Below are 19690 nucleotides of genomic sequence, written 5' to 3' on the forward strand. Positions count from 1 at the left end.
CTCCGCCACCGCCCCGCGACCGCCACACGCCTCCCCAACCGACTGCGCTCCTCGTTCGCTCCCGTTGGTCGCTCTCTACGGTGCTCATCCCTCGCACAATGTCTGCGACCGGCCCTCACTATCGTTCGGACCGGTCGCAAGCGCGCGCCATAGTGGTTGGTCCTGACGTACGAGTGCCGCCCACGACTCGCGGCGGACCACTTTCGCCACGCCACACGAACCCTTATGCCCGAACGCGTACGAATTCCCGCTATTGTGGCGGCCGATTCGCAGCGCGCGTGGCGGTTCTTCCCCTACGAGTCGCCCTACGAGAACCAGCGCGCGGCCATCGAACGCATCCACGACGCCCTCGACGAGGAGCGCGACGTGCTCTTCGAGGGAGCCTGTGGGACGGGCAAGACCCTCTCAGCACTGGTCCCCGCGCTCGAGTTCGCCCGCGAGGAGGACAAGACGGTGGTCATCACGACGAGCGTCCACCAGCAGATGCGCCAGTTCGTCGCCGACGCGCGGGCGATCAACCAACACGAACCCCTCAAGGCCACCGTCTTCAAGGGCAAGGCCTCGATGTGCCACATCGGGGTCGACTACGAGGAGTGTCAGGTCCTCCGGGACACCACCAAGAACCTCGTCGAGGCCGAGAGCGAGAAGCGTGAGCTCGAAGCGGCCCAGGGCGACCTGCTCGACGCGAGCCAGGCGGGCGAAGCGGACGCCGCCGAGGCCCGGAGCGCGGTGATGGACGAACTCGACGCCGTCGAGGACGAACTCGACGATCTTCGAGACGGATCGATCTGCGAACACTACTACAACAACCTCACCGCCGACACCGAGGAGTTCTACGGGTGGCTCGCCGCGGACGTCCGCACCCCCGAGGAGGTCTACGACTACGCCGAACGCGAGGGGCTCTGTGGCTACGAACTCCTGAAGGACGGCATGGAGGCGATGGATCTCGTGGTCTGCAACTACCACCACATCCTCGACCCCAACATCCGCGAACAGTTCTTCCGCTGGCTCGGCCGCGATCCTGAAGACATTATTACTGTTTTCGACGAGGCCCACAACGTCGAGGGCGCGGCACGCGAACACGCGACACGAACCCTGACCGAGACCACGCTCGACTCCGCGCTCGCCGAGTGCGAGGACGCCGACGACCCGCGGACCGAGAAGGCCACGAACGTCGTGAGCGCGTTCCGCGGCGCGCTGCTCTCGACCTACGACGACAAACTGAGCTTCGGCGCGCGTGAGCGGGTCGGCGAGGACTGGGAGGACCTCGAAGTCGCGAACCCGGAGGGCCGGGACGACCTCACCCTGGCCTTCCTCGACGCCTACACCGGCCAGGGGATCGAGGGTGACGTGGAGGCGGCGCTCGCGCTCGGCGCGAGCCTCGACCGGGAGTACGATAGGAAGTACCGCGACGGCGAGACCCAGGTCAGGAAGGAGTGTCAGACCCTTCAGGTCGCTCGGTTCGTCGAGTCCTGGCTCGCCGACGGCACGGTCGGCGGTCGCCATCCCGTGGTCTCGGTACGCCGGGGCCCGGAGGGGGTCTACGGCCGCGCCGAGTCGTTCGCCTCCATCCCGCGCGAGGTCACCGAACCGCTGTTCGAGAGCCTCCACTCGACGATCCTGATGAGCGCGACCCTCCGCCCGTTCGAGGTCACCGGCGATGTACTCGGTCTCGACGACCCCGAGACGATGGCGTACGGACTCACCTTCCCCGAGGAGCGCCGTCGGACCTTCGCGGTCGACACGCCGGCGCTGTTCGCGCGCGACCGCGACGAGCACGAGGTCCAGGAGGCGGTGACGGACGCGCTCCGCGACGCGGTCCGGTTCACCCCCGGGAACACCCTCCTGTTCTTCCCGAGTTACTCCGAGGCCGAACGGTATCACGACCGACTCGCGCTCTCGCTGTCGGCCACGAGCTACCTCGACGAGGCCGGGAAATCCGTCGAGAACATTCGAGATTCGTTCGTCGACGACGACGACGGCGTGCTCTTCACCTCGCTCTGGGGCACCCTCACCGAAGGCGTGAGCTTCGATGGCGACGACGCTCACACGGTGGTCGTGGTCGGAGTTCCCTATCCACACCTCGACGACCGCCTCCGAGCCGTCGAGGACGCCTACGACGCCGCCTTCGACGCGGGCTGGGAGTACGCCGTCGAGATCCCGACCATCCGAAAGACCCGTCAGGCGCTCGGGCGGGTGCTCCGCTCGCCCGAAGAGATCGGGGTCCGGGCACTCCTCGACGCGCGGTACACCGGCCGCGCAAGCCGTGAGATGGGCAAGTACGCCGTCCGCGAGAGCTTTCCGGACGAGGAGCGTGCGGAGATCATCGACATCGACCCCGAGAAGCTCAAGTTCGCGATGCTCAACTTTTACACCGATTTCGACGCCTACGACGGCGCACCGCCGACGCCATAACCAGCCCGTGACCGTGGCTCAGAGCAGCGGCGTCGCACCGGCGACGACCGCCGCGATGCCGGCCACGACGAGGGCGACACCGACGGCGAGGCTTCGCCGGTAGCCCGAGCCGAACTGGTCAACGAGGGCCTCCTCGGCGTGGTCGGAGACGATGAACGGCTCCTCGTCGTCAGCGGTGAGGACGACGTCCTCAGGGTGGAGCGGGTGGGTCGCGCCCGCGTCCGCCTCGGCGTGACCGAGCAGGTAGACCTCCTCGCCGGGAGCGAGCGCGCGTTCGGCGTAGCGGCGGTCGCCGTGGGCGTTGCCGATGTCGACGAGGTTGGTGATCGACCCCGATTGCCCCGAGACGCCGCGCTCGCCCGCGACGAACGACCGGATGTGCTCGGGCGGTTCGGATTCGGCCCCCACCTCCTCGACGACGGGAAATTCCTCGAACTCGCAGGTCACGTTGTCGACCGCGACGCCGTCGTTGGCGACGGTGCTGTCGAGCGAGAGCAGGGACTCGCTTTCGCCCGAAACGCGGTCGGTGAGTGAAACCTCGACCGCGCCGGTGCCGTCGTCGACGCGGAAGGGCTCCGAGTAGACGCCCGAGGCGAGGGTCCGCCAGTTGCTGGTGTCGCCCCGCTCGTTCCACTCCTCGACCTCCCACGCCGCGAGCACCGCGTCCGCCCGCCCGACCGGGGAGGTGAACGCGCCTCCGTCGGTAACGACCTCGCCCTTGACTTCGACACGGCCCTCCTCGTCGATCCCCCGAACCTCGGTGGTCCCCGTTTCGGCGACGAGCCGCCGCTGCTTGCGATTCAGCCAGCCCGTGTACGCGAACACGAGCCCGACGATGCCGACGAAAAGACCGATACCCACGAGCGTCAGGTCGACCATGTGCTCAGAGGTCACTGCAGAATCGTATTAATTTATCGAAGGATCGCCTCGCACGGTATCGGCGCTCGCACGGAGGTGAAGGTTTTTGCCGCCGCCGGTCGACTCGTGGCTATGCACGGTTCGCTCCCGGGACGGCTCGGCGCACGTTCCGACGGTGACGAGAACGGTCGGGACGAGGGTCGACGGCGCTGATGCGGCCGGAGGACGAGCGCTACTTCGAACGGCTCGAATCCGGGCTCGACGAGGCGCTCGCGGTCGCCGAGACCGCGCGCGAGACGGGCGGCGACCCCACTCCCGAGGTCGAGATCCCGGTCGCGAAGGACATGGCCGACCGGGTGGAGAACATCCTCGGCATCGAGGGCGTGGCCGACCGGGTGCGTGAGCTCGAAGGGCAGATGAGTCGGGAGGAGGCCGCACTCGAACTCGCCGAGGACTTCGCCGAGGGCCGGGTCGGGGACTACGAGACGCAGGCGGGAACCATCGAGGGCGCGGTCCGGACCGCGGTCGCGCTCCTCACCGAAGGCGTGGTCGCCGCACCCATCGAGGGCATCGACCGCGTGGAGCTGGCCGACAACCCCGACGGAACCCAGTTCGTGCGGGTGTTCTACGCCGGCCCGATCCGGTCGGCGGGCGGGACGGCACAGGCGCTCTCGGTGCTCGTGGCCGACTACACCCGGGCGCTGCTCGGGCTCGGTGCCTACGAGGCCCGCGAGGAGGAGGTCGAGCGTTACGCCGAGGAGATCGACCTCTACGACTCTGAGACGGGGCTCCAGTACTCCCCGAAGGACAAGGAGACGAAGTTCATCGCCGAGCACTGCCCCGTGATGCTCGACGGCGAGGCGACGGGGCAAGAAGAGGTCTCGGGCTTTCGGGACCTCGAACGGGTCGGCACCAACAACCCCCGCGGCGGGATGTGTCTCGTGCTCGCGGAGGGGATCGCCCAGAAGGCCCCGAAGATCGAACGCTACACCGCCGAACTCGACGAGGTCGACTGGCCGTGGCTCGACGACCTCATCGCGGGCACCATCGGGAAGAGCGACAACGAGACCGACGAGGAAGCCGACGAACCGAGCGAATCGGAGGAAGACGACGGGGTGGACGACGCGGAACCGGGAGACGAAGCCGACGACGGGCCCGATGGTCCCCTGCGACCCGAACCCGCGACCAAGTACCTCCGGGACCTGATCGCCGGCCGACCGGTGTTCGGCCACCCGAGTCGGCCCGGCGGGTTCCGGCTCCGGTACGGCCGCTCGCGGAACAACGGGTTCGCGACCGCCGGGGTCCACCCCGCGACGATGCACCTCGTGGACGACTTCCTCGCGACGGGCACCCAGCTGAAGACCGAGCGACCGGGGAAGGCCGCCGGGGTCGTTCCGGTGGACTCGATCGAGGGCCCGACCGTCAGGCTGGCGAACGGCGAGGTCCGCCGGATCGACGACCCCGAGGAGGCCCTCGAATGCCGGAACGGCGTCGAGGCGATCCTCGACCTCGGGGAGTACCTCGTGAACTACGGCGAGTTCGTCGAGAACAACCACCCGCTTGCGCCGGCGTCGTACACCTTCGAGTGGTGGATCCAGGAGTTCGAGGCGACCGAGGCGGACGTCAGAGCGCTCCGGGATTCACCACGTGTCGACCTCGAAGCGCCCTCGCCGAGCGAGGCCATCGAGTGGGCAATCGAGTACGACACCCCGCTCCATCCCCGGTACACCTACTGCTGGCACGATATCTCGGTCGAGGCGTTCGAGGACCTCGCCGAGGCGGTCGTCGCGGGCGAGTACGTCGAGGGGAGGCTGGCGCTCGAACCGCTCCCCGAGGTCCGGAAGACGCTCGAAGACCTGCTGGTCCCCCACTCCCAGGCCGGCGACGCGCTTCGGATCCCGAACTCCGCGGCGCTGGCACGGTCGTTGGGTATCGACGAGGGGCTCGAACGCACCTGGGAGTCGCTCTCGGCGGCGGCCCGCGAGTGGCCGAACGCCATGAAGGCCGCCCGCGAGGTCGCGCCCTTTTCGCTCCGCGAGCGCGCGCCGACCCGGATCGGTGGACGGATGGGGCGGCCGGAGAAGTCCGAGAAACGCGAGCTCTCGCCCGCGGTCCACACCCTCTTTCCCATCGGCGAGGCCGGCGGCAGCCAGCGCGACGTGAGCGAGGCGGCCGACCACGTCCACGAGGGTTCTCGTGGAGCCGTCCCCGTCCAGGTCGGTCGCCGCGAGTGCGTCGACTGTGGCACCCGAACCTACGAGACCCGGTGTCCCGACTGCGGGAGCCTCACCGAGCCGCGATACGAGTGTCCCGACTGCGAGATCGAGGTCGAACCCGACGAGTCCGGTCGGGCGGAGTGCCCGCGCTGTGAGGGCGAGGCGACGCCGACGGAGTGGCGGGTCGTCGACATCCGAGAGGAGTACGAGAGCGCCCTCCGCGAGGTCGGCGAGCGCGAGAACGCCTTCGACATCCTGAAGGGGGTCAAGGGGCTGACCTCGGAACTCAAAACGCCCGAGCCGATGGAGAAGGGTGTTCTCCGGGCGAAACACGGCGTCTCGGCGTTCAAGGACGGGACCATCCGCTACGACATGACGGATCTGCCCGTCACGAGCGTCAAACCCGACGAACTCGACGTCTCGGTCGAGCAGTTCCGCGAACTCGGCTACCACGAGGACATGCAGGGCGACCCGCTCCGCCACGACGACCAGTTGGTGGAGTTGCGGGTTCAGGACGTGGTGCTCTCGGACGGCGCGGCCGAACACCTCCTCAAGACCGCCGACTTCGTCGACGACCTCCTGACCCAGTACTACGGTCTCGACCCGTTCTACGAGTTCGACGACCGCGACGATCTGGTCGGTGAGTTGGTCTTCGGGATGGCCCCACACACCTCGGCGGCGGTGGTGGGGCGTGTGATCGGCTTCACGAGCGCCGCTGTGGGTTATGCTCATCCGTATTTCCATGCATCAAAGCGCCGTAATTGCGACGGGGACGAGGACTGTGTCATGCTGTTGATGGACGGGCTGCTCAACTTCTCGAAGGCCTACCTCCCCGACAAGCGCGGCGGGCGGATGGACGCCCCGCTGGTGATGTCCTCGCGGATCGACCCCGCCGAGATCGACGACGAGGCGCACAACATGGACATCGTGGATTCCTACCCGAAGGAGTTCTACGAGGCGACCCTGGAGATGGCCGATCCTGGTGCCGTCGACATCGAGATCGCCGAGGCGAACGTCGGGACCGACGAGGAGTACACGGGCTTTCGCCACACCACCGAGACCTCGAACCTCGCACTCGGGCCGGCGCTCTCGGCCTACAAAACGCTGGGCTCGATGACCGACAAGATGGACGCCCAGCTCGAACTCGCCCGGAAGCTCCGAGCGGTCGATGAGACCGACGTCGCCGAGCGCATCATCGAGTACCACTTCCTGCCCGACCTCATCGGCAACCTCCGTGCCTTCTCGCGCCAGAAGACGCGGTGTCTCGACTGCGGGACGAAGTACCGCCGGATGCCGCTCTCGGGCGAGTGTCGGGAGTGCGGCGGCCGGGTCAACCTCACCGTCCACGAGGGCTCGGTGAAGAAGTACATCGGGACCGCGACCCGGGTCGCCGAGGAGTACGGCTGTCGAGACTACACCAAACAGCGCCTCGAAGTCCTAGAGATGACCCTCGAGAGCGTGTTCGAGAACGACAAGAACAAACAGAGCGGTATTGCGGATTTCATGTGAGTGAGTCGCTGCAGTAGTATTCCCAGCGGACGCACCGATTCCGTCACGGAGTCGTACCCAAAATCCGGGTGAGGGTGGCCGACGTGTTCAGTCGTCGGCCAATCGGTCGAGGATCGGTCGTTGTTCCTCGATCACCTCCTCGGCCAATTTCACGAAGTCGCTCCGATCGTCGGCTTCCTGTTTGCTCATGGGTGGTAGTGGTGATGGTTCATCTTAGCCGTTCCGGGAGTTCAGATACATCCATCTCTCCGGTTTCGAGCCAGTTCGCCACCGTCTCGGTGTCGAAGTAGCCGATACTCCGGATGATGCCCTCGACCAGCTCTCCGTCTTGCTCGAACGATGGAGAGCAATCGTTTTCCCGAAGATATGTGGTCGTTACGGCCCACGAAGTCCGTTTGTTGGCGTCCTCGAAGACGTGAGCGCTCTGTATGCCGAACAGGAGTGCCGCCGCACGGTGATACACGTCGTCGTACTCGCGGGCGGGGTCGAGTGCCTTCTCTCGAAGCGTTCGCGTCGGCGTCCGGCTCCGGAGACCCTCGTATTTCAGGTCGTAGATGCGTTCGATACGGCTGTGAACGTCGATAATATCGCGTGCGGTGGGTAAATCGCTGTTTTCCATACGGTTCGATCACTTCGATCCGGGCGCGAACCTCACGCCCCCAAACCGGGAATCCATCGGTTCTTCGGGGCGCACGAACGCGACGGGGCTCACCGAGCCCGCCCCTGGGACCGACACACCGGACAGCCGAGTTCGCGCGTCGGCACGAACATCGTCCCGCAGGTGAGACACTGGGCCGTCAGCCGCTGTCGTCGCCGGAGTTCCCGGACTTCGCGTTGCAGCTCCTCGACTTCCGCTCTGGGTTCTTCGACGTCCATTCTCACGACCCGTATCGGCGACGGTCACGGCCACTCATTTCGAACGGTGGATAACTCGGTTGGGGGATAATGTGCTTTGTGGCTAAACGGCTCGCAGCGACGGTCACGAAGTGCAGTCCCGGAGCGAACGTTATGCTCTCGGCGGTCCTATAGGGTGTGGGAGGATATCATGGAAGACGCACAGTATCGGCTGTCCAGCGGGCGGGAGCTCGGGTTCGACCAGACGGTCTACGACGACCGGGGAGAGCAACTGGGGACCATCAGGGGGTTCGACGAGAGCGGGTTCTACGTGCGAGCCGCGGGGGAGCTCGCGACCGAGGTCGAGACCAGCGGGTCGCACGGGGCGGGCGAGATGGACCTGATGTGGCGGTGCTGGGCCTGCGGCGAGCTCGGCCGGATCGATTCCCTCCCGGAGGCGTGTCCGTCGTGCGGCGCGCCGAAGGAAGACCTCTATTACTGGACCGAGGATTAGTCCTCGAATGGACGTGGTCGTCTTCGGCGCGGGGAGCCTCGGCAGCCTCGTCGGCGGGTTGTGCGCGCGCGAACACGACGTGACCCTCGTCGGGCGGGACCCGCACGTCGCGGCGGTCCGCGGGTCGGGGTTGACCGTCACCGGCGCGGTGGAGTTGGCCGTCGAACCCGACGCCCGGACGACGGTCCCCGACCGCGCCGACCTCGCGCTGGTGACCGTCAAATCGTTCGATACCCCGACCGCCGCGCGTACGCTCACCGACTGCGACCCCACAGTGGTCTGTTCGCTCCAGAACGGCCTCGGCAACGAAGAACGCCTCGCCCGCACCCACGACACCGTCCTCGCGGGGACGTGTACCTACGGCGCACGGCTCGACGAACCCGGTCGGGTCGCGTGTACGGGCGTCGGCGAGGTCGTCGTCGGCGACCCCGACGGCGGCCCCTCGACCGCCGCCGAACGCGTCGGGAGCGCGCTCCGTACCGCGGGCATCGACGCACAGGTCTCGACTCGCATGGCCCGCCGTCGATGGGAGAAGCTCGCGGTCAACGCCGGGATCAACCCCGTCACCGCGCTCGCCGGGGTATCGAACGGCGCGCTCGCCGACGGTCCGTTACACGAAATCGCGACCGCTGCCGCGCGCGAGACCGCTCGCGTCGCCCGCGAGAACGACGTCGATCTCGGCGACCGTGACGCGGTCGCGGCGCTCGAATCGGTCGTGGAGACGACCGCCGAGAACCACTCCTCGATGCTCCAAGACGTTCGAACGAACAACCGAACCGAGGTCGACGCGATCAACGGCGCGGTCGTGGCGCGTGCGGACGAGCCAGCACCGGTGAACCGGACGCTCGCCGGGCTGGTTCGCGGCCGAACCGATTAGTCCCCGTCGTTCCGCCCGCGAAGGAAGCGTGCGGCACCCAGTACGAGCCCCGAGACCGCCGCGAGCGCGCCGAAGCCGGGGCCCGAACCCTGCGTGGTGCCCGCCTCACCGGACGAACCGTTCGAACCACCCGATCCGTTCGAACCGCTCGCCGCGGAGCCGGTGGCCGACCCGGCAACCGTCGAGTCGTTCGCTGCCGTGCCGGCGGTCGCGTTGGCACCGGTCGTCACGTTCGCGGTTCCGTTCGCCGTGGCGTTCCCGGTGGTCGCGTTCCCTGTAGTTGCGTTCCCCGCCGTCCCGTTCCCCGCAGTCGCGTTGCCGGTCGTCGCGGCGTTCGACGGGTCACGGGCGATCCGGTAGACGGTCCCCGTCCCCTCGCCGGGGTCGTGGTCGGTCGTGGTGAGCACGTAGAGCTCGCCGTCGTTGTCCCGGCCGATCGCGAGCACGAAGTTCCCGATCCGGCCCTCGTCGCCGTTCGCGATCGTGACCTCCTCGGTCGACCACTTCTTCCCCTTCCTCGTCGCGGCGAACAGCGACCCGCTCGGCTCCTCGATGTCGATGTTCTTCCGGAAGTCGCCGAAAACGTATTTGTCGGTAAGCGCCGGTATGCGGTCGTCGGTGTAGACGTAGCCGCCGATGACCGACGCCCCGACCCCCCGACCCTTGTAGGCGTGTGGGTACTCGATGATCGGGTCGACGAGCGGCTCGCCGCCACGGACGTTGTCGGGGGTCTTCGTCGGGCAGCTGCCGTCGGTGCTCATCTCCGAGGCTTCCTCCGCCCGCGGGTCGAAGCAGTGGCTCCCCTCGCGGATGTTCCAGCCGTAGTTGGTGCCCTTCTCGATCAGGTTGATCTCCTCGTAGGAGTTCTGGCCGACGTCGCCGGCGTAGAGCTCGCCGTTCGAGAAGCCGATCCGCCAGGGGTTGCGCAGGCCCCAGGCGTAGTGCTCGCCGAGCCCGTCCCGGCCGACGAGCGGGTTGTCCTCGGGGATGCCGTAGGCCTTCTCGCCGTCCTGGGTGTCGACGTCGATCCGGAGGATGCTCCCCAGGAGGTTCTCGGTCACGTCCTGGCCGTTACCGCCTTCGAGGGGTTCGTACCAGTCCTCGACGTGCCCGAGGTTGTTGTCGCTCCCGCCACCGCCGTCGCCCATCCCGAGGTAGAGATAGCCGTCGTCGGGCCCGAACGCCATCGACCCGGAGTTGTGGATCTCCTGGGGATGGGGGATCTCCATGACCGCGCGCTCGGAGTCGGGGTCGGCGCTGGTGCCGTCGGGGTTCGCCGTGAACTCGGCGAGCACCTCGGTGTGGTTGTAATCGTCGGGCGTGCCCTCCCGGCTCGGGGCGCTGTAGCGCAGGTAGAATTTTCTGTTCTGCTGGTAGTCCGGGTGAAACGCCATTCCGACGAGCCCCATCTCGCCGGTGATCTCCGCGAGCTTGTCGCTCACGTCGATGAACGGCTCGGGCTGGAGGCCGCGCCGTTCGGTGTAGCGGTAGACCCCGCCCGACCGGTCGACGATGTAGTAGGTGTCACTGGAGTTCGGCGGCACGACGAAATCCAGTGGCGAGTCGGGCCCCTCGGTGACGACGGTCTCGAGCCGCACCGACGGACCCTTCGGGAAGTAGAGGTCCTCGTCGCTCACCGATCCTTCCGAACTGGCGGCGGCGTCTTCGCCGAGGTCGAACTCGCCGCGCATCGAGGTCGGGTGGACCTCACAGACGTAGCTCCCGGTCTTCGGGGTCGCGGTGAACGTCACCGACTGGGTCGCGCCCTGTTCCGTGATGACCTCGGTGCGCTTCATCGTCCCGCCCGACCGGTTCGAGATCACGATGTTGTGGGGTTTGCCGTCGACGTTCTCCCACGTGATTCGGTACTTCGTACCGGAATCGAGCTCGATCGTGGGGTTGGTGTCGCCGCTGATCGAATTGGGCGACCGGCCGACCCAGCCGGCGGTGTCGCCACCGAGCTCGATCGTCTCCGGCTGCTGGGTCTGAGCGCGCACGCCCGCAGTACCGCCGAGCCCCACGACCCCGCCCGCGACCGCGGTCGTCCGGAGAAATCGTCGGCGCGATACGCCGCCGTCGGGTCGTGTGGTGCTGGTGTGCATCTATTCGATATAGCCCAGGTCTTCGAGCCGTTGCTTCGCGTCGCCACCCATCTCCGAGAGCACCTCGTCGTCGCTGCCGCCCGCAGCGGTGCTCCATGGGTCGCGTTGCGCCTCGAATTCCGAAAGGGCGTCGGCCACGGCCGCGATGGCCGGGTCGTCCTCGCCCACGAGGTCGTCGTGCTCGCCGGGGTCGGTGTCGAGCCGGTAGGCCTCGTCGTCGATTCGCTCGTTGTGAATGTACTTCGCGTCGGGTCGCCGGGCCGCCCGCATCCGCGAGTAGAACCGTGAGTTCTTCGGGAGGTCGATACCGGCCTCGGTGGCCTTGCTCTCGAGCTGATTCAGCTCGACGACGGGTCGGTAGTACTCCACGAACGCGTTCTCGCCGCCGTCGAAGTCCCGATACGAGTCCGAGAGCAGGGACCGGTTCGGGTCGAATTTCACGCCTTTCCCCTCGGCCCCGGCGTGATCGAGCACCGTGTGGTAGAGGTCGACGAGTTCGACCTGATTTTCATATCTTCCGGGTTCGAGGTCGGGATGTTTGACCATCAGCGGGACGTTCACGATCGGGTCGTAGACCCCGAACTCGTGGCCGTAGAGGTCGTGTTCCCCATGTAATTCGCCGTGGTCGGCACAGACGATCACGAGGGTGTCCTCCCACTCGTCGTTGGCACGCATCCACTTGAAGAGTCGATGGAGCTGGGCGTCGACGTGGTGGATCTCGGCGTCGTAGAGCCCGCGGATCGACTCCCACTCGGCCTCGCTGATGTCGCGCGCACCGGCGTTGTACTCCTTCGAGTTCTGGCAGACCTGGGTGGAGTCGACTCCCGGCGCGAACTGCTCTCTGTGCTCTTCGGGCGGGTGATACGGCAGGTGGGCGTCCATCAGGTTGACGAATGAGAAGAAGGGCTCGTCACTCTCGTCGATAAACTCGATGGTCTGGTCGATCACCGCGGGTGTCTTCGAGTCCGCACCACCGCCGCCCGCGAGGCGTTCGTGGAAGACGTTGCCGATCTCGACGATCCGGTCGGCGAGCTTGCGGAGGCGTTCGTTGTCGTTCATCGTCTTCCAGGCGCGCGCGAGCGGGCCCGAGAGGAAGTCCCCGGGCATCACCTCGAAGAAGTTGTCCTGGTCGTCGAACCCGTCGGTGAGGCGGGTGTAGGGCGTGATCCAGGCGTTCGAGGAGTAACACGAGCTCGCGTGCTCGTCGAGGGACTGGGCGAGCGTGGCGTGACCTTCGAGATACGGATTCTCCTGGGTTGCACCGTGGTCGCCGGGGTACAATCCAGTGAACATCGAGGCGTGGGAGGGAAGTGTCCAGGGCGCGGCGGCGACCGCCTCCTCGTACACGGCGGCCTCGTCCGCGAAGCCGTCGAGTCCGGGGGTGGTGTCGCGGTCGTAGCCGTAACACGACAGGTGGTCCTTCCGCACCGTGTCCATGACGACGAACAGGACGTTCCTGTCTGGCGCGGTGTCCATACCCCACCATGTAGGCCATCGCAAATAAGTAACGCCGTTTGGGTCGCGGAGCCGCACGGTCTCGCCCGGTTCCGACTGCCGACGTCCGTTGGAATAGCGGATGCAGGCGGGGTACTTAACAGGCGGTGTGGTGTAGGCCGGGTAATGCTGGCACAGACGGTCGCGGCGACCGAGGTCGACCTCCTCGTCGTGTTCATGCTCGCCGCGGGCGTCGGGGTGTTCGTCGCGAAGGTCGGACGATTCCCCTACACCATCGCGCTGTTGATCGGGGGCTTCGCCGTCTCGGGGATCCAGGCGGTGTTCGGGGTCCAACTCTTCGACATCGAACTCTCACACGACCTCATCCTCCTCGTCCTGCTCCCACCCCTCCTGTTCGAGGGGGCGGCCACCACCGACCTCGAATCCTTCCGGGCGAACATCGGACCGATCCTCGCGCTCGCGGTTCCCGGGGTGATCCTCTCGGTGATAGTGCTGGGCCTCGTGGGCCAGTACGCCTTCGGCTTCCCGCTCTTGGTCTCGTTGCTGTTCGCCGCGATGATCCTCCCGACGGACCCGGTGAGCGTGCTGGCGCTGTTCGACGAACTCGGCGCGCCCGAACGCCTCTCGACGCTGGTCGAGGGCGAGAGTCTGCTCAACGACGGCGTCGGCGTCGTGATCTTCTCGGCGCTGCTCGCGCTCACCGAGGAGTCGTTGCGAACGAACACACCCGCCTCGGAGCTCCTCAGCCTCTCGCGGCTCGCCAGCACGGCCTTCGAGATCGCGCTGTCGAGCGTCGGCGGCGTGGTGGTCGGGCTGGTCGCGGGCTACGCGGTCTACCGGGTGATGGTCAACCTCGACGAACACATGACCGAGATCGTCCTCACCCTCATCCTCACCTACGGGAGCTTCCTGCTGGCCGAACACTACCTCCACGTCTCGGGCGTGATCGCGACGGTCGTCGCGGGGCTGTTCATCGGCAACCGCGGCGTCGAGTACGCGATGAGCCCCCAGACCAAGCTCTCGATCTTCAATACCCTCGAAACCGCTGCGTTCATCGTCAACACCTTCATCTTCGTCGCGATCGGCGCGACCACGCCGGTCCGGCAGCTCGCCGAGTTCGCGGTGCCGATCGTGGTCGCGATCCCGCTCGTGCTCCTCGCACGCGTCGTCGCGGTCTACCCGCTGACCGCGATCACCAATCGGTTCACGCCCAACGGCGTCCCGCGGAACTACCAGCACGTCATGGTGTGGGGTGGGCTCCACGGCTCGATCCCGGTCGCGCTGGTGCTTGGGCTGCCGTCGGGCTTCCCGCCGGGCAACGAGCTCCGCGCGATGGTGTTCGGGGTCGTCGCGTTCAGCCTCGTCGTCCAGGGGCTCACGATGTCGCGGCTCCTCGACAGGCTAGGGATCGCCACCCGGTCGGACGACCAGCGCCTCTACGAACTCCTCAACGGTCGGGCGCGTGCCACCGACGCCGCGCTCGACGCCGCCGAGCGCCTCCGCAAGCGCGGCGACATCCCGAGCGACGTCTACGACGACTTCACCGAGGAGTACGAGGAGGAACGCGAGGACCTCCGGGACGCGATCTCACAGCTGATGCAGGAGAACCCCGACCTCCGGCGCGAGGAGCTCCTGATCGGCGAACGCCGCCTCCTCCAGCGCGAGAAGAACGCGATCCGCGAGGCCGTCCAGAACGGGGTGATCGGCGGCGACGTCGGCGACCGCCTCCTCGAAGAGGTCGACCTCAAGCTCAACCGAGTCAACGACGGCGAGAGCACCGTCGACGAACAGGAGGAGGCCTACGAGGAGTTCTGGCGAACCCAGGCCGCCGAGTTCGGCCTCGACATCGACCCCCCCGGCGAGGGGACCACCGACTGACCGGCGCTGGCGCTCGGAGACGGGAAAAACGGAAAGAGAGTTGGCGTTAGAAGGGGGCCTGGGGGCCTTCGTCGTCCTCGGTGGTCTCGCCGGGGAACGATGGGCTCATCCCGCCGCCGCCGAAGCCGCCCTCGCCCATGTCGGCGTCCATGCCGCCCATGCCCGTCTCGGCGTGGACCTTGTTGATCTCGGGGATCTCCTTGACCATCCGGCTCTTGATGGCCTGGATCGTCATCGGCGAGATACCGCAGCCCGAGCACGCACCGCCGAGCGCGACGGTGACCTCGCCGCTCTCGCGGTCGAGACCCTGGATCGCGGCGCTCCCGCCGTGCATCTGGATCTGGGGGAAGTTCCGGCGGAGGAAGTTCGAGATCGCCTCGCGAAGTTCGTCCTCGCTCCGTTCGGTTTCGACGCTCATGATGTACCTGATATGAGGGTGTCCGGCGTCTTAGGCCTTTGGACTGTCACGATCGACCCCGAAGACCCGCGCCAGCTCCGCCTCGATCCGCTCGACGTACTCGTCGAGAACCGCGTCGAGTTTGTCGTCCTCGACCACGACGGCCGTGACACGCTCGGTCGGGTTCTCGGGGAGGTCGACCCGAAACCCGCCTTCCTCGTCGTAGAACGGTTCGGACTCGTTCAGCACCTGCTGGTCGATAGCGTGGATCAACTGGGAGTCGTACGCGTCGTTCATCGTCCCGAAGGCGTTCTTGTAGGCGGTCTGGAGTTCGGGGAAGTAGTGCGTGTACTTGTCCTCGAACTTCTCGGGACTGAACTCGGTCATGGCGAGCGAACGGGCGGCGGGAACTAAAGCCGGCCGGTCGTTCCCGGAACGGATCCGGCGCGACCCGCTCGTTCCACAATCGGTTTGCGGGCGGCGCGTGGAGCGAACGGATGGACCCACGCGTTCGCGAGCACGCCGAGATCGTCGTCGAGCACTCCACGGACGTCGAGGCCGGCGACAACGTCCAGATCGTCGCCTCGCCGGCGGCCGAAGATCTGGTGGTCGCGCTCTACGAGAAGCTCGGCGAGCGCGGCGCGAACCCCGCCGTCTCGCTCGGGAGCGACCGCGCCCTCCGCGCGTTCAAACGCGCGAGCGACCCCGCGGACTTCGAACTCCCGAGCCATCGGATGGCGCTGGTCGAGGAGACGGACGTGTTCATCTCGGTCAAGGCCTCGGCGAACACCAACGAGGGCGGCGACGTCGATCCCGAGACCAACGCCGCCTACCGCCGGGCCGTCAAACCGATCAGCGAGACGGTTATGAGCGAGAAGCGGTGGTGTGGCACGCAGTTCCCCGCGTCGGGCAACGCTCAGGACGCCGAGATGAGTACCGAGGAGTACGAGGCGTTCGTCTACCGCGCCATCAACAAGGACTGGGCGGCCCAGCGTGAGCACCAGGCGCGAATGGTCGAGATCCTCGACCCCGCGAGCGAGGTCCGGATCGTCTCGGGCGAGACCACCGACCTCACGATGCGTGTCGACGGCATGGTGACGGAGAACGATTACGGCGAGAACAACCTCCCCGGCGGCGAGGTGTTCACCGCTCCCGTCCCGGACTCCGTCGAGGGTGAGGTCCTGTTCGACAAACCCGTGATGGCGCAGGGTCGGGAGGTCACGGACGTCTCGCTCACCTTCGAGAGTGGGAGAGTAGTCGGGCACAGCGCCGAGAAGAACGAAGACGTGCTGACGGCGGCGCTCGACACCGACGACGGCGCGCGACGGCTCGGTGAGTTGGGTATCGGGATGAACCGCGATATCGACCGCTTCACCTACAACATGCTCTTCGACGAGAAGATGGGCGACACCGTCCACCTCGCGCTCGGGATGGCCTACGAGGAGACCGTCGGCGAGGACCGGGAGCGAAACGACAGCGCGCTCCACATGGACATGATCGTGGACATGAGCGAGGACTCACGGATCGAAGTCGATGGGGCAGTCGTCCAACGCGACGGGACCTTCCGATTCGAGGACGGTTTCGAGGAGTAGTCTAAGGGAATCGATCCCCCCGGGACGAGTCTATGATAGGACCCGGTAGCGGGGACCGCAACTCACACGACTCAAACGAGGGACCGCGCCACTGCCGCACCACACGCTACCGCATTCCACCACCCGCGACGGCCACACGCCTCCCCAACCGATTCGCTCCGCTCGTTCACTTCGTTCACTCACGTCGCTCACCCCTCGCGCGATCGGGCCTGCGGCCCTCCCGCGCGCCAACCGCCCCGCGTCGGGCCGGAGATTCCCGTTCGACCGGACCGCTTCGGACGGAGTGGTCGCCAGCAGCTAGCGACCGCGATCCGGCTTCCGAAACTGGTTTGCGGAATCGCGGCGATCCTCGGCTATGGACCCACGTATCCGGGAACACGCCCTCCTGATCGCCGACGCGCTCGACCTCTCGGCGGGCGATAACTTCGTGATCAAGGCCGAACCCGCGGCCGACGAACTCGTGACCGCGCTCTACGAGATCGCGGGCGAGCGCGACGCCCACCCGCTCGCGATCCGAACCAACCGGAGCGGGCGGGCGATCCGGGCCTACCTCCGCGCCGCCGACGAGGCGGACGTCGAGTTCGAGACCCCCGCCCATCAACAGGCGCTGATCGAGGAAGCCGACTGTCACGCCATCATCCGGGGCCACGGGAACGTCACCGAACTCGGCGACGTCGACCCCGATGTGAACTCGAACTACGAGAAGGCCCACGGCCCGATCCTGAACGAGCGGCTCTCCGACCGCTGGACGCTGACCCAGTATCCCACCCCGGCGAACGCCCAGCTCGCCGAGATGAGTACGGAAAAGTACGAGAACTTCGTCTACGACGCGGTCCTGAAGGACTGGGACGCCCAAGCCGACTTTCAGGAGCATCTCGTCGAGATCCTCGACCCCGGCGAGGAGGTCCGGATCGTCTCGGGCGAGGGCACCGACGTTCGGATGTCGATCGCGGGCAACCTCGCGATCAACGACACCGACACCCACAACCTCCCCGGCGGTGAGGTCTTCACCGCTCCCGTCCCCGACTCCGTCGAGGGCGAGGTCCACTTCGACAAGCCAGTGTATCGTCGTGGGCGCGAGATAACGGACGTTCAGCTCAGCTTCGAGAGTGGGAACGTCGTCGAACACAGCGCCGAGAAGAACGAGGACCTCCTGGAGACGATCCTCGAAACCGACGCGGGCGCGCGCCGACTCGGGGAACTCGGCATCGGGATGAACCGCGACATCGACCGCTTCACCTACAACATGCTCTTCGACGAGAAGATGGGCGACACCGTTCATATGGCCGTCGGGCGGGCCTACGACGACAACATCGGCGAGGGCAACGAGCAGAACCAGAGCGCCCAGCACGTCGACATGATCGTCGACATGAGCCAGGATTCGCGGATCGAAGTCGACGGCGAAGTCATCCAGCGCGACGGTACCTTCCGGTTCGAGGACGGTTTCGAGGGCTGATCAGGGCTACTCGAATCGACGGACGAGTTCGTCGGACCGTTCCCGCGACCGTTTTCGACCCCCTTCGGTCGCCGCTTCGAGTTCCGCGGCTTCCTCGTCGGAGAGGATACCGGCGAGTTCGAGCAACGACCGCTCGCCGGCCACCCGTTTCACGACGTCCGAGAAGCTCTCGCCTTCGCGCTTTCGGCTGGCGAGGCGTTCGTAGGCCTCGTCGTCCAGCCGGACGGTCCTGGTCCCCATATGCACACGGACGTGTGCGGTCTTATCGAGATTTCCGCCGCCCCAACTCGCTGGACACGAGACAGCTCGGTCGAATTAGGTCAGCCTAAAGATCGAAGCTGTTATCACGTTTTAGCCGAGCCTAAAACGCATGGCGAGCGAAGACGGCGGTCGTGAGGCACCGACGCGGCGAGACTACGTGAAGTACGGCGGAGCGGTCGTCGGCGGCGGGTTGTTGGCGGGTTGTTCCGGTGGGGGCTCGGGCACGACGCCGGCTCGGACGACGGACGGAACCGGAACGGGGTCCGCTTCGGGGACCGAGACGGACACGTCGGACGGGTCGTACTCCGTGACGTTGTGGCCGGCCGGAGAGGTCGAGTTCGACGGGGTTCCCGAGCGCGTCTTCACCGACCTGACCCATCACGCGGGAATGGCGCTCGCGGTCGGTCGGGCCGACGCCGTCAACGCGACCTGGGGCGGCGAGGAAGCCACCCAGATCTGGAACAGCTACCTCGAACGTCTCGACGGCGTCTCGGTCGAGTGGGGCGGGCTCCCCAACTCGTTCGACCCCGACAAGGAGCTCTTCTACGAACTCGACAGCGACGTCCACCTCGCGGACCCGGCGTACATGACGTGGATGGATTCGCTGGACCGGGCCGACGTCACGGAGATCGGAGAAAACGTCGCGCCGTGGTTCGGCAACACCTTCAGCAACACACATGGTTCCCCGCCCGAGGGATGGAGCGACGTATACGAGTATTATACGCTGTGGGAGATTTTCGAGCAAGTCGCCAAGACCTTCCAGGCCGAAGATCGGTACAGGGCGCTTGCCGATATTCACACCGCCGTGATCGCGTCGATCGAGCAAAACCGTCCGCCCGCAGACGACCGACCGACGGCGGTGACACTCAAAGTGGTCGACGAATCGCTGTGGGTGTACCCTCTCAACGCGCCGGGCTTCACCTACGCACACACGCGCCCGCTCGGTGCGAAAGATGTGTTCTCGGACTTGTCGAGCAGCAGGCAGATCGATTACGAGACGCTGCTCGAACACGACCCCGACGTGTTCCTCGTCGCCGAGACGATGGGACAGTCCGGGATCGAGTCCGTCCGGACCATGTTCGAGGAGGACCCGGTCGGCCGGCAACTCAGCGCGGTTCGGAACGACCGCGTCTACGCCGGCGGCGTCAGAAATCAGGGCCCGGTCATCAACCTCTTCCAGCTGGAGATGACCGCGAAACAGCTCTACCCTGAGCGGTTCGGCGAGTGGCCGACCTACACTGGGGGTCCGTATCCCGAAATCCGCGCGGACGAGCGGCTGTTCGACCGCACGAAGGTGGCGAATATCGTCGAGGGAGATGCCTAACG

Annotated in this window: 16 protein-coding genes; 8 read left to right on the forward strand and 8 right to left on the reverse strand. The window is 66.6% G+C overall.

Going from position 1 to position 19690, the window contains the following annotated elements; translation table 11 throughout:
- The first annotated feature begins 225 nt into the window (after nucleotides 1–225).
- A complete protein-coding gene (locus D3261_RS16670) occupies nucleotides 226–2415 on the forward strand; it encodes an ATP-dependent DNA helicase (RefSeq protein WP_120074312.1) in 2190 nt (729 codons plus the stop codon).
- An 18-nt stretch (nucleotides 2416–2433) separates the two neighbouring features.
- On the opposite strand, the gene D3261_RS16675 is transcribed toward D3261_RS16670, so the two are convergent.
- Nucleotides 2434–3294, reverse strand: a complete 861-nt coding sequence (locus D3261_RS16675; RefSeq protein ID WP_120074314.1) for a GIDE domain-containing protein — start codon at nucleotides 3292–3294, stop codon at nucleotides 2434–2436.
- A gap of 191 nt (nucleotides 3295–3485) precedes the next feature.
- Here D3261_RS16675 and D3261_RS16680 point away from each other — a divergent pair, with 191 nt between their 5' ends.
- On the forward strand, nucleotides 3486–6998 hold the full coding sequence (locus tag D3261_RS16680) for a DNA polymerase II large subunit (RefSeq protein ID WP_120074316.1): 3513 nt from the start codon (nucleotides 3486–3488) through the stop codon (nucleotides 6996–6998).
- A gap of 208 nt (nucleotides 6999–7206) precedes the next feature.
- On the opposite strand, the gene D3261_RS16685 is transcribed toward D3261_RS16680, so the two are convergent.
- Together D3261_RS16685 and D3261_RS20430 are read right to left on the reverse strand one after the other, a co-directional pair.
- Complete coding sequence (locus tag D3261_RS16685) at nucleotides 7207–7617, reverse strand: Fic family protein (protein ID WP_120074318.1); 411 nt, start codon at nucleotides 7615–7617, stop codon at nucleotides 7207–7209.
- An 89-nt stretch (nucleotides 7618–7706) separates the two neighbouring features.
- Nucleotides 7707–7874 carry a zinc ribbon domain-containing protein gene (locus tag D3261_RS20430; RefSeq protein ID WP_199694049.1) on the reverse strand — a complete coding sequence of 56 codons (168 nt, stop codon included), beginning with the start codon at nucleotides 7872–7874 and terminating at the stop codon, nucleotides 7707–7709.
- Between the two features lie 169 nt (nucleotides 7875–8043).
- Between D3261_RS20430 and D3261_RS16690 the strand changes: the two genes are divergently transcribed.
- Complete coding sequence (locus D3261_RS16690) at nucleotides 8044–8346, forward strand: rubredoxin-like domain-containing protein (RefSeq protein WP_120074320.1); 303 nt, start codon at nucleotides 8044–8046, stop codon at nucleotides 8344–8346.
- Nucleotides 8347–8353: 7 nt separating this feature from the next.
- Nucleotides 8354–9223 (forward strand): ketopantoate reductase family protein, encoded by an 870-nt coding sequence (locus D3261_RS16695; protein WP_120074322.1) that lies wholly within the window; start codon nucleotides 8354–8356, stop codon nucleotides 9221–9223.
- On the opposite strand, the gene D3261_RS16700 is transcribed toward D3261_RS16695, so the two are convergent.
- Both D3261_RS16700 and D3261_RS16705 read right to left on the reverse strand, forming a co-directional pair.
- Nucleotides 9220–11325 (reverse strand): PQQ-dependent sugar dehydrogenase, encoded by a 2106-nt coding sequence (locus D3261_RS16700; protein ID WP_120074324.1) that lies wholly within the window; start codon nucleotides 11323–11325, stop codon nucleotides 9220–9222. The two genes, D3261_RS16695 and D3261_RS16700, sit on opposite strands and share 4 nt — an antisense overlap.
- Entirely contained in the window at nucleotides 11326–12801 is a 1476-nt protein-coding gene (locus D3261_RS16705; protein WP_120074326.1) for a sulfatase-like hydrolase/transferase, read from the reverse strand.
- A 144-nt stretch (nucleotides 12802–12945) separates the two neighbouring features.
- On the opposite strand from D3261_RS16705, the gene D3261_RS16710 reads away from it, so the two are divergent.
- Complete coding sequence (locus D3261_RS16710; protein WP_120074328.1) at nucleotides 12946–14658, forward strand: sodium:proton antiporter; 1713 nt, start codon at nucleotides 12946–12948, stop codon at nucleotides 14656–14658.
- A 46-nt stretch (nucleotides 14659–14704) separates the two neighbouring features.
- Here D3261_RS16710 and D3261_RS16715 read toward each other — a convergent pair whose 3' ends face one another.
- Together D3261_RS16715 and D3261_RS16720 are read right to left on the reverse strand one after the other, a co-directional pair.
- A complete protein-coding gene (locus tag D3261_RS16715; protein WP_007690785.1) occupies nucleotides 14705–15076 on the reverse strand; it encodes a NifU family protein in 372 nt (123 codons plus the stop codon).
- A gap of 30 nt (nucleotides 15077–15106) precedes the next feature.
- A complete protein-coding gene (locus D3261_RS16720; RefSeq protein WP_120074330.1) occupies nucleotides 15107–15442 on the reverse strand; it encodes a DUF5783 family protein in 336 nt (111 codons plus the stop codon).
- A 110-nt stretch (nucleotides 15443–15552) separates the two neighbouring features.
- On the opposite strand from D3261_RS16720, the gene D3261_RS16725 reads away from it, so the two are divergent.
- Nucleotides 15553–16647 carry an aminopeptidase gene (locus D3261_RS16725; RefSeq protein ID WP_120074332.1) on the forward strand — a complete coding sequence of 365 codons (1095 nt, stop codon included), beginning with the start codon at nucleotides 15553–15555 and terminating at the stop codon, nucleotides 16645–16647.
- Between the two features lie 355 nt (nucleotides 16648–17002).
- Nucleotides 17003–18103, forward strand: coding sequence for an aminopeptidase (locus D3261_RS16730; RefSeq protein WP_120074334.1), 1101 nt, complete (start codon nucleotides 17003–17005; stop codon nucleotides 18101–18103).
- 6 nt (nucleotides 18104–18109) lie between these two features.
- Here the strand turns inward: D3261_RS16730 and D3261_RS16735 are convergent, their stop codons facing one another.
- Nucleotides 18110–18343 (reverse strand): antitoxin VapB family protein, encoded by a 234-nt coding sequence (locus tag D3261_RS16735; protein WP_120074336.1) that lies wholly within the window; start codon nucleotides 18341–18343, stop codon nucleotides 18110–18112.
- A 130-nt stretch (nucleotides 18344–18473) separates the two neighbouring features.
- On the opposite strand from D3261_RS16735, the gene D3261_RS16740 reads away from it, so the two are divergent.
- Nucleotides 18474–19688 (forward strand): ABC transporter substrate-binding protein, encoded by a 1215-nt coding sequence (locus tag D3261_RS16740; RefSeq protein WP_120074338.1) that lies wholly within the window; start codon nucleotides 18474–18476, stop codon nucleotides 19686–19688.
- Nucleotides 19689–19690 lie beyond the last annotated feature (2 nt).

Source organism: Halococcus sp. IIIV-5B (assembly GCF_003602035.1).
Classification (GTDB): domain Archaea; phylum Halobacteriota; class Halobacteria; order Halobacteriales; family Halococcaceae; genus Halococcus; species Halococcus salsus.